Here is an 18,268-nt window from a genome sequence, read left to right as displayed (position 1 = left end):
AAAATAATGATATTTAAAGCTGTTCTGTTTCCGATCCAGATTCGTTTTGTTGAGTTGGGTTTGTTTTTCGTTCGAGGTATTGCTTATAAAGTTCATCACCTTCTTCTTCCCAAAATTCATCATAATGCTTCCATTTAGAAAAATCGCTTTTAGAATTAGAATCACATTTTTGTTTCGTATTTTTTGATGATCTTCCACCGCCTCCACAGCCTCCGAGTAATAATTTTAAGAATACAAACAATCCAACAGCTTGCCAATAGGTAAGTGGGGTTAGTCCAAAAATTTCTGGCATAAGCCAATTCCATAACCACATAATTACAAAGCCTAACAGAATAGCTAAACCAGTAATAGCAATGATACCAAAGATGATCATCCCTGCGATTTCTATTGGAGATTTTTCTCTGAATTTATGATTGAAGTAATTTTTCATGATATGTCGTTTTTATATTTATTAATTTCTGATTCTAATTTTTTATATAACATGCCTATGGCTCTATGCCTTCGGGACATGAGTGTGCCTTCTGGAATTCCGGTTTCTTTAGAAATTTCTTTATATGTATAACCTTCAAAATCTACCGCTATAATAATATCTCTATATCCTGGCTTAAGTTGTTTAATACTCTTTTTTAAAAGAGGAATCATTTCCTCTGAAGTATGATTATCGGTCGATTGATGAATCATTTCTGCCAGATTTGAAAACTCACTATCAATCTCTATTTGCTCTGTTTGTTTCGTTGTTCGCATAATATCAATTATTTTATTTCTAATTGACCTATAAACAAAACCAGCTACATTATTGATAGGTGCATACCTATCTGCTCCGGAGAATAGCTTTAAAGCCACATCCTGAATAATATCTTCAGCATTTCGACTGGCAGTATCCTTTATTCTGTTATTCACATAAATCTTCAGAGACCGGTATTCTCTACCAAAAAAATCATTAAGTTTTTTACTGTTTTCTGATTCTGAATTCATTTAACCATTTATAGAGGGTCTTTGGTTAAAAAGACGATACTTTTTAAATCTATTGCATTTTATTTAAAGATATTATATTTAAATGTATTGTTTGTTATGCATGAAAGCATCAGGCATATTCTTGCAGATGTCTATATCCTTATAAGAGAATAAAGAAGATGGTAGTTATATATGTGCCCATTAACCTATCCTACAAAACAATATTCAAGGGATGTCGTAATTCCACAGTTGAATATTCACTCATGCAGTTGATTTTAAAGTGATAATCTTTTGTGTCGTTTGTGTTTTTTACTCTTCTAAAGCCGTTAACTCGGCAATCTTACAAATCACTTCTGTTGCTTTAATCATACTTTCAACGGGAACATATTCATAACGGCCATGAAAGTTATGTCCACCAGCAAATATATTAGGGCAAGGTAAACCCATATAGCTTAATTGAGAGCCATCAGTACCACCACGAATAGCTTTAATGAGTGGTTTAATACCGAGTTGTCTCATCGCTTTTTCTGCAATATCTACAATATGCATCACGGGTTCGACTTTTTCTTTCATATTAAAATACTGATCCTTAATTTCAGTAGTAACAACTTGGCGTTCGTATTGTGAGTTTAATTCGTTTGTTAGTTTCTGCATGACTTCTTTACGAGCTTCAAAATGCCCTCTATCATGGTCGCGAATAATATATTCTAAAACAGTTTCCTCAACATTTCCTTTGATGTTGTGCAAATGAAAAAAACCTTGATAGCCTTCTGTATGCTCCGGAGTTTCTAGTCGTGGCAGCGAATTAATAAACTCTTGCGCGATGTACATAGAATTTATCATTTTACCTTTAGCATATCCTGGATGTACAATTTTACCTTTTATTTTTACTACAGCTCTGGCTGCATTAAAGTTTTCGTATTCTAATTCACCTATTTGACTTCCATCCATGGTATAAGCCCAATCTGCACCAAATTTTTCAACATCAAATTTGTGTGCGCCTCGACCTATTTCCTCATCGGGAGTAAAACCAACTCTTATTTTTCCGTGTTTAATTTCTGGATGATTTACTAAATATTCCATAGCAGAAACGATTTCGCAAATCCCAGCTTTATCATCTGCTCCTAAAAGCGTAGTGCCGTCTGTTGTTATTAAAGTTTGACCTTTATATAACAGTAAATCTTCAAAATAATCTGGAGATAATACAATGTTTTCAGCTTCATTTAAAACAATATCATGGCCATTATAATTTTCAACAATTTGTGGCTTTACGTTAGCTCCTGTAAAATCTGGAGAGGTATCAAAATGAGAAATGAATCCAATAGTAGGAACATCATGATCTACATTACTTGGTAGAGTCGCCATAATATAGGCATTCTTATCAATGCTAACATCTGTCATCCCAATACTTTTAAGCTCTTCGGCTAGTTTATTAGCCAAATCCCATTGCTTTTTTGTACTAGGTGTTGTTTTAGACGCTGGATCGGATTCTGTATCAATAGTAACGTAACTTACGAATCGTTTTATGATGTTTTCTTTTGAAATCATTTTAGATAAAGTTTGGCATGGTTGATTAAAATAGCTCAACATAATTGTTGGGTTTAAAAATACGATTATTAATTTTTTTTGCTTTTGAATTGTTCAATTTTTTATTTAGGAGTATTTTTGCATAAATAATATCGGATGTACAAATTATTCCTTCGCCCTCTTTTTTTTCTGTTCGACCCTGAAAAGATTCATTATTTTACATTTTCGCTGATAAAATTTACGTCTAAGATTCCTGGGATTAAAGCTGTTTTTAGAAGTTTATATGTGGTTAAGGGGGCAAAATTAAAACGAAATTTGTTCGGGTTAACTTTTAAAAACCCCGTAGGTTTAGCAGCTGGTTTTGATAAAAATGCTGTACTGTACAATGAATTAGCAGATTTCGGTTTTGGATTTATTGAGATAGGCACGGTAACCCCTAAAGGACAAGCAGGAAACCCTAAGAAAAGATTATTTAGGCTTAAAGGCGATCAGGGCATTATTAACCGAATGGGGTTTAATAATGAAGGACTAGAAGCGGCTATTTTTCAATTAAAAAAGAATAAAGGGAAGCTGATTATTGGTGGTAATATTGGGAAAAACACTAGTACAAAACCAGAAGATTACACCAAAGATTACCTAGAGTGTTTTAATGCATTACATCCGTATGTTGATTATTTTGTGCTTAATGTTAGTTGTCCTAATGTAGGCAGTCATGCTAAATTAAATGATAAAGATTATTTAGAAGAACTGATAGGGGCTGTTCAAAATGCAAATAAAACATTTGAAAAGCAAAAACCAATCCTTCTTAAAATAGCACCTGATTTAAATGAAGGACAATTAGATGAAATTGTAGCACTTGTTGCAGAAACAAAGTTAGACGGTGTTATTGCAAGTAATACGTCTATGGATAGAAGTCATTTAAAAGCTTCAAAAGAAATGCTAGAAAGTATAGGTCATGGTGGTTTAAGCGGACAACCTATAAAGGATAAAAGCACAAAGGTTATAAAATATTTATCTGATAAAAGCCATAAATCATTTCCAATAATTGGAGTAGGTGGCATACATTCTGCAGAGGATGCTCTTGAAAAAATAGATGCTGGAGCAGATTTAGTGCAGATCTATACAGGGTTTATTTATGAAGGGCCAAGTCTTATAAAACAGATTAATAAAGCTTTGCTTAAAAGGGCGTAGTTAAAAATTAGCTGTGGGTTTTTAATATATTAGAGCTTCCGATTACTTAGCTATTTACAATCAATTTTATTTAACAATCTTCTTAACGATTCTTGAATTTTTACTGGTAAGGGTTAGGAAGTAAGTGCCAGAAGCCAAATCGCTAACATTAATAGGCTGATTGGTTAATGTTCCCGATAAAAATACTTGTCCAAATAAATTAGAAATTTGGTATTTTAAAATGTCTTCGGTATTTGTCGTTTTGATATACAGGGAATTGCTTGTAATAGGGTTTGGATAAGCTTTTATATTTGCTATAGTATTGGGTATGGTCTGTTCTTTTTCTTCATAACCCTTAATAAAGATATTATCAATAGCTATATCACCGTTCCAACCAGCTCCTCTTACAGCTCTAAAGCGAATTTTTATGGTTTGATCCTCATAAGACGATAAATTAACAGTTTGCTTTAAAAACGGGGCATTTTGATTTGCTTGTTGATTTCCATAAAGAGCAGGTATAACATCATTAATGTAGCCACTATTCGTTTTTATATCTACGTGTAATGCGCCTATGTCTTTTCCAAACATATGATATGAAAATTCCAGTTTGGTATTCGATGTCGTTATATTAATACATGGAGAAATGAATTCAGCGACATCTCCAAGTTTTGCTCCAGAAGCTTCAGCATAAATATATTTTCCTATGTTGTTATTAGATATATTATCATTTAAAGGACCGGTACCTTTAGTTGTTGTTTGTCCTGTATTGGAGTACCAATTATAACCATTTTTTGAAGCATCAATTGTTGTCCAACCATGATCTCCTGCAATTTCAAAATCATCAAAGCTTTCTTGAAGAGGATTGATTTTTGTACCAACTTTTATGAATTTAGAAAATGTTTTCTTTATAGTTTTAGATTTATTAGAAACAGTAAGCGTTACATCATATATACCAGCATTATAGGTGTGTGAAGGGTTTTGATTGGTATAGTCAATAACACCATCTGAGTCTACGTCCCATTGCCAATTGGTAATATTAGAGCAATTATTTTTAAAGTTTACAGTTAATGTTTCCTCACAGGTTACACTAGTATCAGCAACGAAATTAGCATTAAACGATGGACAGGCTAAATAATTTTTTGTGGTTTGGTAAAAAGCATACATTCTAGCTAGCTGCTGATCTGTAAAATGATTTCTACATGACTTTCTGGAATAAGACATCATATTGCCTGTATCTGGATTGAATGTATGTCCGTTAGCATCTGTTTCTATGCCTGTAAACTCACAAAAGTTATTGATAGTATTAGAGGAAAGCATAGGGTCTGCAGGTGTGTCGCAAATACCATCTCCATCTGTGTCGCAGTTGCTACCATCTACTAATTCAGAAGTCATTTTACTATTATCTGGTCCATGAGTATGCACTAAAGAGAAAAAATGTCCTAACTCGTGAGGCAGGGAAGAATTATTAGTCGCACAGCTATTTTTCATAACAATAATATCATCGTTTCTTCCCACATTATTGCTATACCCGCAAATACTTTCTTCAGAAGTATTTTCTAAATAATCAGTAAAATAAATATTTATTAAACCAGCAGTATAGTTTGTTGCTTTTAAATCACTTTCATTTCCTTTTTTAAAATGACAAAACGCATCGTCATCTATATAATTAATACCATCGCATAAGAAAAATTCCATGTAAGCACCTGCATAAATATCATTAAGGTTATCAATAGCATCATTAAGATCCGAAATATTAAGTCCACCGGTTCCATTAGAAGACCTGATAATATGAGCTTTAATAGGAATGGAATTAACTATTTTATGGGAATTACTTTTATTAGATTTATAAGCAATAAACTCTTGCTCATGTTTTTTAATTTGTGGCTTTATACTATTAATGTATTCAAGAGATTCTGGAGTGGTGACCGTGCCACAACTAGACTCTAATTTATTTTGACCTGAAGTATAATAAGATATCGATAAAAATACCGAGAGAAGTAAAAATTTTAGGTTAGAAATAAAAATATTCATTCGGGCAAAACATTTTTTCAAATGTATACCTTAATGAAAAAGATGAATAATAAAAACGTTTAAACGTAAATTTTATCGGTTACCCTAATAATTATGTGCTTAATTATTAGTTGATTACTAGCTTTTGAGACCTGTTCGTACCATCAATAGCTTCTAAATTTAATAGATAAATTCCTTTATTTAAGTTGCTTAAATTGGTATTTAATTTAGATAATCCTTTTGCAATTTCTATTTGTTTAACTAGCTTACCTAATACGTTGTAGATTTTAATTGAGTTTAATTCAATATCCTGGATATTTGAAAGCGTTATACGTCCATTAGTCGGATTTGGAAATATTTTTACAGCATCAATGTTGTTTACTGTTCTGGTACTAAGAGTTGATGAATTATATGTAAAAGTAAGTGTCCCAATTTTCTTTTCATTAAATGGAGTTGTATTGGATCGACTTGTTATGACTCCTATAGGATTACTATCTGCATTATCTAATGAATAACCACTTCCATCCTCAGTGCCCGCGTCATAAGGAAACAAATCTATTGAAAATGTATCTTTCCAGCCATTATTTATGCTATTATTTCCTGATCTTAAGTTTATACCATTAACAGCTATAAACCAATCAGGGCTGGGAGCTATCATTGAAGCTAAAGTAACCAAAGGATAATCTTCATTAACGTCCAGACTATTTATCGTAATAGTTCCTTTGCCACTACCAAGTCCGCCACCATCAATAAATTTATCTGCATCAGCGTTATTATTAACTTCAGATTTAAAAGTACCTGTACCTCCGGTTTCAGCAACCGATTCAATACCGGGTGAAGCTGCTGCTCCCATCATTAAAAAAGTATTAGCAGTTTTATGTGTAGCACCAACTAGAGGTGACCAATGGGCTGAACCAGGTAAACCAATTGTACTTTGACCTTCAGTTGAATTATTAGCAACAGATTCCCAAATACTTTCAAAAACAACCGTATAATTAGCTGTACTTTGACTAAAGGAAGTCAAAGAAATAAAAAAAACAAAAAAACAAGGAAAAGTAATTTTTTTCATGATACGGTTTTTTAGTAATTAAATATAGTGTCGGTTATTTATACTAAACCTTACATTTTTTTATTTCTTAAAAAACATAATTACTGATTCATTAAAATAATAGTATTTTTATCCTCCTATTTTTTGACTAAATGCAAAACAAAGTAAAGATTATTGAATGCCCAAGAGATGCCATGCAGGGTATTAAAGATTTTATTCCTACTGAGAGTAAAGTCCAATACATTCAATCGCTTTTACGGGTTGGTTTTGATACGATTGACTTTGGTAGTTTTGTATCACCTAAGGCGATTCCGCAAATGATTGATACTGCTGAGGTGCTATCAAAACTTGATTTATCTAAAACAACTAGCAAGTTACTTGCTATTATAGCAAATACAAGAGGAGCAGATGATGCATGTAAACATTCAGAAATAGATTATTTGGGCTATCCGTTTTCGATATCAGAAAACTTTCAAATGCGTAATACTCATAAAACGATAGCTGAATCTATTGTAACGCTCTCAAAAATATTAGAAATTGCTAATAAGTCTGGTAAGGAAGTGGTCGTTTACATATCTATGGGATTTGGTAATCCTTATGGGGACCCTTGGAATGTAGATATAGTGGGGGAGTGGACCGAAAAACTTTCAAAGATGGGAGTAAAGATTTTATCTTTAAGTGATACCATAGGAAGTTCTAATTCGGAAAGTATAAGCTATCTATTTTCAAACTTGATACTTCAATATCCGAATATTGAATTTGGAGCCCATTTGCATACAACACCAAGCACATGGTTTGAAAAAGTTGATGCAGCTTACAAAGCAGGTTGTAAACGTTTTGATGGCGCTATTCAGGGGTTTGGAGGATGTCCTATGGCCAAAGATGAATTAACAGGTAATATGCCTACCGAAAAGTTGTTGTCATATTTCACTTCTAATAAAAATAATAGTTTAAATGCGCTCAGTTTTGAGAGTGCTTATAACGAAGCTTCCAAGGTATTTAATTTCTATCATTAATTTTTTAAGATAATTTAATTAACTGAAATACAGTGTTTTAAGTTGTTGTTTAAAAGTTTATTTAAATTTAATCTAAATAAACTTTGCGTAATTAATTATGAGTTTTATATTTGCAACTTCAAAACGATATTTATTTATAATAAGTCTAAATAAGAATAACAATTTAATCTAAAAGATGAAAAAATTAACCCTACTATTTACAATTTTAATAGCATCTGCTACTTACGCTCAAACGGCACAAGATACTATTACATTTAACCCTCAAAAACAATTGAATGCAGCGCAGCGTATACTTTCTGGTAATTATGGAAAAGCTGTTACTGTTGGTGCTTATGGAGAACTAACATATAATCAACCTGAAGCTGATAATGGTGAATTAGATGTACAACGTTTAGTATTGCTTTTTGGATATAAGTTTAATGATAAGACACAGTTTGTAACAGAAGTAGAATTCGAGCATGTAGAAGAAGTATTTGTAGAACAAGCTTTTGTAAATTATGCTGTAGCACCTAATGTAAGTTTACGTGGTGGTTTAATGCTAGTACCTATGGGTATTGTAAATGAATTTCATGAACCAACTACATTTAATGGTGTAGAAAGACCAGCTGTAGATAATGCCATTGTCCCAACTACTTGGCGTGAAATTGGGGTTGGTGTTACAGGTAGATTTAATGAAATCTCCCTAGGTTACCAAGCTTATGTTTTTAATGGATTTCAATCTGTTAATGGTACAAAATTACTAGGAGGAAGCAGTGGATTAAGAAATGGAAGACAAAAAGGAATTAAGTCGACTATAAATTCTCCTAATTTATCTGCTAAACTGGACTATTACGGACTTCCAGGCTTACGATTAGGGCTATCTGGTTATTTTGGTCGTACACAAGCTGAAGATGATGTTGACATGATAGACGGATCTGATATAGGAATTTCTATGATTGGTGTTGATGCTCGTTATGCTTACCAACGTTTTACTGCTCGTGGACAATTTATTCACGCAAGTCTTAGCGATACAGAAGATTACAATAATTTATATTATGATTTAGCCACAGAGCCAAATGAAGGTTTAGGAAGTACACTGCAAGGGTGGTACGTAGAGGCAGCTTATAATTTATTACCACAAAATAAAGCACAGCGTTTATTCGCTTTTGCAAGATACGAACAATACGATACACATGCAGGTACAGAAGGCGCTTTACAACAAAATGATGCTTATAACAGAAATGATTTTACAACAGGTTTAAGCTATCATATTGCACCAGGAGTTGTTTTAAAAGGAGATTATCAATTTAGAGATAATGCGGTATCAGGTTCGGATGTAGATAACAGACTTAATTTCGGAATAGGAGTTTGGTTCTAAATAAGTTTAGACGTTATAACGTTAATTTGGTGGTTGGTTTTTTTTGCCCCGCCCCAAATCTTTAAAAACAAAAGATATCACTTTAAGCGTTAACGTATAATAATCAATTGCCCTGATAGCTAATTTAGAAATGAATGTTTCTAAATTAGCTATTTGGCATTTAAGTTGTAAGTAACAATAAAAAAACAATACTTTTGCATCATGAATTTTAAATATATTTCATTTCTATCATTAATGTTACTGTTAATGTCTTTTGGTTTGCCAAAGAATATTCAGAAAAAAGTAGATAAAGAAATTAAAGGCATCTTTAGTGTTGAAACATTTAAATTCACTGGTGTTGTTATTTCTTCAGATATAAAAAAAGGCTTGCCTTCTAAATTTGAAGAAGATAATTTATTTAAAATTGAAGCTAATAATGAATTATTAGGATATGCCTATCTATCTCAAGCCTCAAGTAAAACAGCACAATTTGATTATCTGGTATTACTTGATAAAGATTTAATTGTTTTAAAATCTAAAGTATTAATATATAGAGAAGAATATGGAGGAGAGATTGGAAGCAAACGTTGGTTAAAACAATTCATAGGAAAAAAAGGAGGTGATACGTTAAAGTATGGCGACAATATTGTTGCCATTTCTGGAGCGACTATTTCTGTACGATCTATGACGAATGCTATGAATAACTTATTAGAATCATTAAAAATACTTCATTCAAAAAACATTCTGTAAATGCAGCTAAACGGATTAATATTTTCACTTCCTAAAGAAATTAAGCTGTTAATAGGTGCTTTTATAATCATATTAAGTATTGGCTTTTACACTGGTTTGTTATTTGTTGGAGAAACTTCTTCTGCAAATCCAAATGGAATTGAAGAACAATATTTAGGAAATGAAGATGATGAAAATGCTGAGGTAATGCGTTTTAAAAAGAGCGATCAGGAAATGCTCACATTGGTTCATAATCATATTTTATCTATGTCAATAATCTTCTTTTTAGTTGGCTTGATAGTTTCTATAACTAAGCTCAATAAAAAGCTGAAATCGTTTTTAATAGTAGAGCCGTTTATATCTGTTATACTTACATTTGGAGGCTTATACATGCTATGGACTGGTGTCCTTTGGATGAAATATATTGTTATGTTTTCAGGAATTTTAATGACATTTACTTTTACTGTTTCGGTACTTATTATTTTGAAACAGTTACTTCTTAAAAAGTAATACCAACATAATTTCTCGTATTTTTATATACTATGCGATGGATTATATTTTTCTTCATAATAATTTCTAATAATGTATTATTAGCAAAAGAATGGAAAAACCTTAAGGTTTATCAAAGAGAGACTCAGCAAAAATTCTTGGCTCCCTCGGATTGGTTAAAATGTGATAGGTCAAAAAACACTTTGGTATGGCAACACGCTAATATTTATAACTTATCTCATAATCTGCCTGAAGAGTATGTAAACATTAAGCAACGCCGAGATTTTTACAAATGGCTTTTTAACGAGCTAGAAAAGAAAAAGGACGAAGTCATTTGGGTAAAAATGGCACATTTTATTTCCAAAAAAATGCACTTGATGGAAGTGTTTCCATATACAATATTTTCAAAAAAAGCTATAAAAGCATATGCAAGACAGGGGAGCGAAACTGTGTTTAATAATGCATTTGTAGAATTACAAAAACTTTATGTCTCTAAATCCATATTAAAAACAGAACAAGCTTTAGATTGGGATAAAACCATTCTCAAAAAAGAGCAATACGAGTGGATAGATAACATCTATAAATCTATGGATACTAAAAGTTTAAAAACTTTAGAACGTATAGCCAAAGGAAAGTTTCTTTATGGTTTATTATTACCAAAGGCTATAAGATTTAAAGGCAATCTTTCTAAAGCAAAAACACGTTATAATTATGCTATTGAAGTACTTAAGCCTTATTGCGAAAACAGATACAAATAATATCATACTATCTTAGAATTTAGTTGTATATTTGCACGCAATTATAACGTAATTGCATCATGACTGCACATCAAAATAAAATAGTAGGGGAGGGATTAACCTACGATGACGTCCTTTTAGTTCCAGCATTTTCTGAAGTTCTTCCACGCGAAGTTGATATTCAAACAAAATTTACTCAAAACATTACTATTAATGTGCCTATTATTTCGGCTGCGATGGATACCGTTACCGAAAGTAAAATGGCCATAGCTATGGCACAAGAAGGCGGTATTGGTGTTTTACACAAAAATATGACTATTGAGGCGCAAGCTTTAAAAGTAAGAAAGGTAAAACGAGCTGAAAGTGGTATGATTATAGATCCAGTTACGTTGCCTCTTACAGCTAATGTTAAAGATGCCAAACAAAACATGGCCGAGCATGGTATTGGTGGGATTCCTATAGTTGATGAAGCAGGTGTATTAAAAGGGATTGTAACCAATCGTGACTTACGTTTTGAACATAACAATTCAAGACCTATTGTAGAAGTGATGACAGGTGAGAACCTCGTAACTGCTGCCGTTGGAACATCTTTAAAAGATGCAGAAAAAATCCTTCAAAAACATAAAATCGAAAAATTACTTATTGTTGATGATGCTTATAAGTTATCTGGTTTAATTACTTTTAGAGATATTACCAAGCTTAGTCAAAAACCAATTGCGAATAAAGATCAGTACGGACGTTTACGTGTTGCAGCAGCTATTGGAGTTACAGGTGATGCTGTAGATAGAGCAGAAGCCCTTGTAAATGCAGGCGTAGATGCTGTTGTAATTGATACAGCACACGGTCATACAAAAGGAGTAGTTAGCGTGCTAAAAGAAATTAAATCTAAGTTTCCAGAACTAGAAGTTATTGTTGGCAATATCGCTACAGGAGCCGCTGCAAAATATTTAGTAGAAGCAGGAGCCGATGCGGTTAAAGTTGGTATTGGCCCAGGGTCTATTTGTACAACACGTGTTGTAGCTGGTGTAGGATTCCCACAGTTTTCTGCAGTTTTAGAAGTTGCTGCGGCTATTAAAGGTACTGGCGTACCAGTAATAGCAGATGGAGGAATTCGTTATACAGGAGATATTCCAAAAGCGATTGCTGCAGGTGCAGATACGGTTATGTTGGGATCACTATTAGCAGGAACAAAAGAATCGCCAGGAGAAACCATTATTTACGAAGGAAGAAAGTTTAAATCTTATCGAGGGATGGGGTCTGTAGAAGCTATGAAACAAGGTAGCAAAGATCGCTATTTCCAAGATGTAGAAGACGATATTAAAAAGTTAGTACCAGAAGGTATTGTAGGGAGAGTCCCTTACAAAGGCGATCTATACGAAAGCGTTCACCAGTTTATAGGCGGATTACGTGCTGGTATGGGCTATTGTGGTGCTAAAGATATTGAGACATTAAAAGAAAATGGTCAGTTTGTGAAAATCACGGCAAGTGGTATTAATGAAAGCCATCCACATGATGTGACCATTACTAAAGAATCACCTAACTATTCTAGATAGTTTTATGTTTTTCTTGTTTATACAATAAAAAAACAAAATCAAGTTTTCAAAGCCGAATCTCCTGTTCTATTATTAGGAGATTCGGTTTTTACTTTAAAAATCTTTTTAAGTGTCTGTTATTTCACAATTTTCTTTATAAATTGATGTCCATCAACATCAACTTTTAAGATATAAATACCTTTAGCTTTTAATAAGCTAGTAGGAATAGTAATCATATTGTCATCAGATGTTCCAGATGTAATAGACCTACCATTTATATCTGTAATAATGTAGGAAGCAGATCCTTTTACGCCTATTAATTCAGCTTTTAGGTTCCTTCCTTCAAGAGGGATTGGATAAACTTTTATACTAGTGTTATCTGCAGTCGATACATCAGGCTTTTCTGCTTCTCCCTTTAATGATTTTGCTGAAGCATTTACAATATTGGCAAATGCCACTTCTTTATCAATGTTCGTAGAGTAATTACCGCCTACCGTTCGTAATGCAGTTACAAACTTATAATTAGAGCCAGTAGCTAATGCGCTTGATACTGATACATTAACTGTAGTAGTTTGGTTAGAACCAGCACTTACGGTCATGGTTTTATGAGCAATATAGGTATTCGTTGGGCTTTTTATTGTCACATTAATATCCCTTTGTTGATTAGCGGAATAGGTTACCTGAATTGGAAAAGTGGTAATTTGATTACTAAACGAAGCAGGAAGATTTGAGAACCCTATTGATTCTGTGACAGGGCCTGTAGATGATCCTGCCGTAATTAAGGCTACCCAGTCTGAATTCACATTATTAGGAGGGTTTCCGATGCTCTTGTTTCCGCCACCAGTTATAGAAGTAACAGATCCGTTTTGTAAGTTCCCTCCATTTCTAGGGTTAAACCACTTCACATTAAAGTTTCCTGATTGTCCAGAAAGATTTAGATTTGATGAACCACCATTTTCAAGATAAATAACATAAGTTTTACCTACTTGAGCTAAACATCTATTTTTATTACCGCTAGCCAGCGCATCATTGTTTTGCATTTTCCAGTATTCAAGGTTATTGCCTTCGAAAAATTGTAGTATAGCAATTCTTGACCAGTTGAATAGAGTATTGAATCTATTAAAATTTTCAGTTCTAAAATCGCCATTCTTTCCGCCGTACCACATAACACCACCTCCTCCGGCAATAAGACCTTTCCATAGAATTTTTTTTCTTGCCTCAACTTTAACATTACTATTATTAATGGCTTCAGAAGTAAACATACCCGTTGCACCTGGGTTTTGCTCATCACTAGCTACTACCCATGGAACTCCACCATTTTTTGATTTGTTAACCCAGGTTTTAATCCCGGATTTTCCACCATAAGCATCATCATACCCACCACCTTGGGAGCTTTGAACAGATGCACCAGTTATTTTAACATTATTGTTAATTAAGTAATTATAATATTTTTCGTGCTTATTAGGGTAAGTATGAAAAACACGATGGTTTTGCCAAGGGTCTATACTAGCTAACCAATTTATTCTAGGAACAGCACTACTAGGTTGAACCGTATTGTTTGTGTCTTGACCTCCATATTCTTCAGAAATATTCCATTCAACGGCTAAATGATGTCCAAATCTTGCTACCATTTCACGATAATATATTTTAATCTGGTTTAGTGTTAATTTATTCCAGTTTTCAGCTTCAGCTAATTTAAAATGTAAAGCAAGGCCACTTTTTTCTGCATGGTCAAAAACTATTTCCCACTGTTCAAGTTTAGAAACATCATATTTAAACTTATTATTTAAGCTAGTCCAAGGAAATACATTTTTGTCATCACCACCAAATAACGACATAGACATTGAATTCATTTGTTGGTTTTTCAAATAGTTAACCACACCAATCAAACTCTTGCCTTTTTGTCCATCCCAAGTAGGGTTTCCAGATTGCCAGTTACTGGTATGAGGATTGAATGAATGCTCTGTACAGTTGCCACAACCATTTTTATTAACATCATGATCAAAGTCTTTATAATTAAGTAAATTCTCGGGCGAATCTGGGCCAAACTTCAAGAAATACTCTCCTGTTTCAGCCCATCTTAGGTAACGGCGCTGATTGTTAGTACCCGTTTTTTGGTATTCCAAACGTCCTTTTGCTCTTAGGTCTGGAAGCGTAGCGTTTGTTCCAGTAACATTTCCAACAGAACCCGTTAAATTGTGTGTTGGACTAGGGAGTTGATTCACATTTTTTAAAGCAACATCTGTACCTGTATAGTAAAGTACTCGATAAGTCCATTGACCTGTTTCGTAAGGTCTTAGATATGCTTTAAAAACCTTACCAGATACAGCATTGGTATTTGCAGCATTACCATCCGCAGCAAAAAAACCAGGGACTCTAATTTTTTTTCCGCTTGGGTCTGTAAAAACCACATCCATGCGGTTGTTTTTAAAACTTGTGTTAGATTCACTTACATTAGAAGGTAGGGTGAGCGAAACAGCAATTTTGTGCCATTTCCGGTAGGGAGATGTACCATTTACGTTGACGGTTTGACTATATCCCGAAAAGGGAATAATAGTCATTAGGATTACTAATAGCATCAAACGTGTTATTGAGGCAAAATTAATCATAATAATAAAAATTTAATGGTTAAAAAAATAGCTTAGTTGTCTCTCAACTAAGATTTTTAGTTTGGTTTAGGTTAAGTTAAAAGCATTAATTTTTTTAGGTAAATGCCTTACTTTTGATATAAGTCAATCCTTACGAAATTAAATATTTTTATATATAGTCAGGAAGACATATGATTTTATTAATACAACAAAATGTTATTTTTTTTTACTATTAAATTTTCTAATTTTATTTATGAATATTATAAATAATGCAATTATTTAAGATTTTTATTAAAATATTTTAATTTGAGTATCAAGGTGAACTCATTAAGATATTTTAGTGCTATGAAATAAAAGCCTTGTTAATAAAAGGTAATTTGTAAAGAGTTTAAATATGAATTACATGAACCCATATGAATTCAGTTATACAAACCAGTATTTTACGAAACAGGGTTTTTAGTTTGTCAAACCAAATAAAGGGTGAAGAGGTTGTTATTAGTCTAAAAACCCATATAACATAATTGTTGTTACAATTAGGAAGCCTTTAAGTTTTCAAAAATCTGTTTGTATGTAGCATTATTTGGCGCTATTTGTATAAGCTTAGAACAAGTATTATAAGCCTCAACATGGTGTTTTAAATTAATTTCTCCAATTAATTTTACATATAATAGGTTTTCATTTTCAGGAAAAATCACTAATGCCTTATTAATTATTTCTATCGATTTTTGATTTAAATTTTCTGCTTGAAGTTTTAAGGCATAATTATAGAATGCCCGAATATTTACAGGTTTTTTATCGCATGCTTCAGCAAGATATTTTAACGCATTTTTAGTATCCCCAACTTCATTAAACAATAGGCCCAACATGTAATAAGAATTGCTATAATCAGGTTCTAATTCAATCACTTTGAGGTAAAGATTTTTAGCGTCTTCAATATGGCCTTTTTTATAAAGTAATAGTGCCAAATTCATTCTAGAGACATTATAACGATTATCAATCTCTAAGGCTCTTTTATAGGCTTTAATTGCTAAATCCGTATAGCCTTTCATTTCATTATAAACCCCAATCTGATGTTGGCCAGAAGCAAAATCAGCACTCATATCTAATGATTCTAAATATTCTTTTTCAGCTTTATTAAAATCGTTATTACCTACCATGTTGGCTCCAATACTATTAAAATACTTTACTGCAGTAATTCTTACTAATCTCGTAGAATCTTTTAATAAAGGCTCAATATCTGCATGGTAACTTTTATCTTGAATCTTTTCAAATGCACGTACTGCTTCATTTCTTACAAGAATAGAAGAGTCTTTTAAAAACTTTCTAACATCGTTAATTTCTTTGCGTGATAATGGATTGTTAGTGTATTGATATAAGGCAGTGGCTCTTGCGATTTCTGGAAATTTATTCTGAGATATTAATGTGTACAAAGCTTCGTGATTATCATTATAACCTTCCAGAAGATAATTAGAAAAATGATCAGGGCGTTTGGTACCATATTTTGCATCAATAAATTTGCTTGCCCATTCAGGAGATTTATCTTTGTGACACCCGTTGCAAGCATTAGGCGTTCCGTATTTTACGGATTGATCTGGTCGAGGTACTCTAAAGCTATGATCACGTCTAAAATCGTTACCCATATATGTTTTACCAGTCATGTGACAATTAATACATTGAGCTCCTTCTGTATTTAATGGGTGGTAATGATGTGATTTACTATTGTATTTGGGTTCATGACAACTTAAACAAAGGTTGTTTCCAGATTGTTTAAGTTTTAATGAATGTGCATCATGGCAGTCGACACAAGTCACATTATTTTGGTACATTTTACTTTGCATAAAAGACCCGTAAACATAATCTTCATCTCTTATTTGACCATCAATTTCGTAAATAGGATCAATAAGTAAACTAGGATTGTAATGATCTAGAAAATGTCCCTCGTAATCGAATTTTTTCGTTATTTGAGATCTTCGGGAATGACATCTTGCACATTTCTGTACAAGGCTTTTTGAAGTCAATGATTTGCCCATATATAATTTTTGGAGCGTAGCATCTGTATTGCCATTTTTATAAAAAGAGACGTGATTGCTTGCAGGACCATGGCAGGCTTCACAACTTACATTAATTTCACTATAACTAGTATTGAAAGTGTTCGTATTTGAATCAAAATTTTTAGCGAGATTTGTAGAATGGCAATCCGCACAAGCAGTATTCCATCTCATAGCGCCTCCTGTCCAGTTTATCCATTCATCATGAGCCAATTCTAAATTGGGTTGTAAATGGAACCATGTATTCTTTTCAGTATCCCAAGCGGTTATTAAACATTGATAAGCACCATCTGGAAATTTAACAATGTATTGTTGCAAAGGAGTTACGCCAAAAGTGTATACTATTTTATAATCTTGATAGTTCCCATTTTTATCTGCAGTATTTACGTAATAATCATTTCCTCTCTTAAAAAAAGTGTTTTTAACGCCTTTATGCTTGAATACTATATTATCGAAATTAGCTAAAACAGTCGTAGAATCAGCAATCTTCATGGCTTGTTCGTGGTGAGAGCCATTCCAGCTATCGTATTCTGATTTATGGCATTCTATACACGCTTCTTTTCCTACAAATTTTGGATGTTCAGTTTTATTTTGAATATCATTTTTAGGCTGATATTCATTCTTTTTACAAGCAAAAACAATCAAGAATATTATAAGGTAGGATGCTATTTTTAGATAATAGCTTATTTTTTGATGATTCATAATTTTAAAAACTCATTGATATAACATTCTTAGTTGTTGTAAACTTGCCCTCGATGTGGTTTTAAAGCATCCCTTAGAGGTTTCATTTTATGTTCCTCGACCACTAAAAAGGCTATAGCATGTACATCATTTAAATTTTCGAAGCCAGTAATAGGAATATTTAAATTTTCTAATTGGATATATTCTTTTAAATGAATTTCATGATGTTGTGCTATTTTATTAGCTTCGGGGCCATGAAAATCCCAAATAAGTTTTAATTTACGCATGAAAAAGATGGTGATATATTGTAATTCAAATATAATCTAAAAAAGCGTAATAATAGCTTTTTTTTATCGTTAGTAAAACAACTTGTAATATAGCTATATATTACTATTTTTGTAAA

The 18,268-nt window shown here is 32.7% G+C and carries 15 protein-coding genes; 7 read left to right on the top strand and 8 right to left on the bottom strand.

Going from position 1 to position 18,268, the window contains the following annotated elements; translation table 11 throughout:
• Window positions 1–13: 13 nt before the first annotated feature.
• The 3 genes from Q4Q34_RS00670 to pepT form a co-directional block, all read right to left on the bottom strand.
• Entirely contained in the window at window positions 14–430 is a 417-nt protein-coding gene (locus Q4Q34_RS00670) for a hypothetical protein (RefSeq protein WP_303317468.1), read from the bottom strand.
• Window positions 427–975 (bottom strand): RNA polymerase sigma factor, encoded by a 549-nt coding sequence (locus tag Q4Q34_RS00665; protein WP_303317469.1) that lies wholly within the window; start codon window positions 973–975, stop codon window positions 427–429. Before Q4Q34_RS00665 ends, Q4Q34_RS00670 begins: the two co-directional genes overlap by 4 nt.
• 288 nt (window positions 976–1,263) lie before the next feature.
• Window positions 1,264–2,502: a peptidase T gene (gene pepT / locus Q4Q34_RS00660; RefSeq protein WP_303317470.1), complete on the bottom strand. Its 1,239-nt coding sequence runs from the start codon at window positions 2,500–2,502 to the stop codon at window positions 1,264–1,266.
• 135 nt (window positions 2,503–2,637) lie between these two features.
• Here pepT and Q4Q34_RS00655 point away from each other — a divergent pair, with 135 nt between their 5' ends.
• Window positions 2,638–3,672: a quinone-dependent dihydroorotate dehydrogenase gene (locus Q4Q34_RS00655; protein ID WP_303317471.1), complete on the top strand. Its 1,035-nt coding sequence runs from the start codon at window positions 2,638–2,640 to the stop codon at window positions 3,670–3,672.
• A gap of 66 nt (window positions 3,673–3,738) precedes the next feature.
• On the opposite strand, the gene Q4Q34_RS00650 is transcribed toward Q4Q34_RS00655, so the two are convergent.
• Window positions 3,739–5,682 carry a T9SS-dependent choice-of-anchor J family protein gene (locus Q4Q34_RS00650; RefSeq protein WP_303317472.1) on the bottom strand — a complete coding sequence of 648 codons (1,944 nt, stop codon included), beginning with the start codon at window positions 5,680–5,682 and terminating at the stop codon, window positions 3,739–3,741.
• Window positions 5,683–5,788: 106 nt separating this feature from the next.
• Window positions 5,789–6,730, bottom strand: coding sequence for a T9SS type A sorting domain-containing protein (locus Q4Q34_RS00645; RefSeq protein WP_303317473.1), 942 nt, complete (start codon window positions 6,728–6,730; stop codon window positions 5,789–5,791).
• A gap of 131 nt (window positions 6,731–6,861) precedes the next feature.
• Here Q4Q34_RS00645 and Q4Q34_RS00640 point away from each other — a divergent pair, with 131 nt between their 5' ends.
• From Q4Q34_RS00640 to guaB, 6 genes are all read left to right on the top strand, one after another.
• Window positions 6,862–7,725: a hydroxymethylglutaryl-CoA lyase gene (locus Q4Q34_RS00640; protein WP_303317474.1), complete on the top strand. Its 864-nt coding sequence runs from the start codon at window positions 6,862–6,864 to the stop codon at window positions 7,723–7,725.
• A gap of 175 nt (window positions 7,726–7,900) precedes the next feature.
• Window positions 7,901–9,082, top strand: a complete 1,182-nt coding sequence (locus tag Q4Q34_RS00635; protein ID WP_303317475.1) for a hypothetical protein — start codon at window positions 7,901–7,903, stop codon at window positions 9,080–9,082.
• 201 nt (window positions 9,083–9,283) lie between these two features.
• Window positions 9,284–9,811: an FMN-binding protein gene (locus Q4Q34_RS00630; RefSeq protein ID WP_303317476.1), complete on the top strand. Its 528-nt coding sequence runs from the start codon at window positions 9,284–9,286 to the stop codon at window positions 9,809–9,811.
• Entirely contained in the window at window positions 9,812–10,300 is a 489-nt protein-coding gene (locus Q4Q34_RS00625) for a hypothetical protein (RefSeq protein ID WP_303317477.1), read from the top strand.
• 32 nt (window positions 10,301–10,332) lie between these two features.
• On the top strand, window positions 10,333–11,037 hold the full coding sequence (locus Q4Q34_RS00620) for an Insecticidal toxin complex protein (protein WP_303317478.1): 705 nt from the start codon (window positions 10,333–10,335) through the stop codon (window positions 11,035–11,037).
• A 59-nt stretch (window positions 11,038–11,096) separates the two neighbouring features.
• Window positions 11,097–12,569 (top strand): IMP dehydrogenase, encoded by a 1,473-nt coding sequence (gene guaB, locus Q4Q34_RS00615; RefSeq protein WP_303317479.1) that lies wholly within the window; start codon window positions 11,097–11,099, stop codon window positions 12,567–12,569.
• Window positions 12,570–12,685: 116 nt separating this feature from the next.
• On the opposite strand, the gene Q4Q34_RS00610 is transcribed toward guaB, so the two are convergent.
• The 3 genes from Q4Q34_RS00610 to Q4Q34_RS00600 form a co-directional block, all read right to left on the bottom strand.
• Complete coding sequence (locus Q4Q34_RS00610) at window positions 12,686–15,157, bottom strand: DUF5060 domain-containing protein (RefSeq protein WP_303317480.1); 2,472 nt, start codon at window positions 15,155–15,157, stop codon at window positions 12,686–12,688.
• A 512-nt stretch (window positions 15,158–15,669) separates the two neighbouring features.
• Window positions 15,670–17,886 carry a multiheme c-type cytochrome gene (locus Q4Q34_RS00605; RefSeq protein ID WP_303317481.1) on the bottom strand — a complete coding sequence of 739 codons (2,217 nt, stop codon included), beginning with the start codon at window positions 17,884–17,886 and terminating at the stop codon, window positions 15,670–15,672.
• A 29-nt stretch (window positions 17,887–17,915) separates the two neighbouring features.
• A complete protein-coding gene (locus Q4Q34_RS00600) occupies window positions 17,916–18,152 on the bottom strand; it encodes a hypothetical protein (protein ID WP_303317482.1) in 237 nt (78 codons plus the stop codon).
• Window positions 18,153–18,268: the final 116 nt, after the last annotated feature.

It is taken from the genome of Flavivirga abyssicola, from assembly GCF_030540775.2.
GTDB classification, from domain to species: Bacteria; Bacteroidota; Bacteroidia; order Flavobacteriales; family Flavobacteriaceae; genus Flavivirga; species Flavivirga abyssicola.
This window is presented reverse-complemented; position numbering and strand designations above follow the sequence as displayed.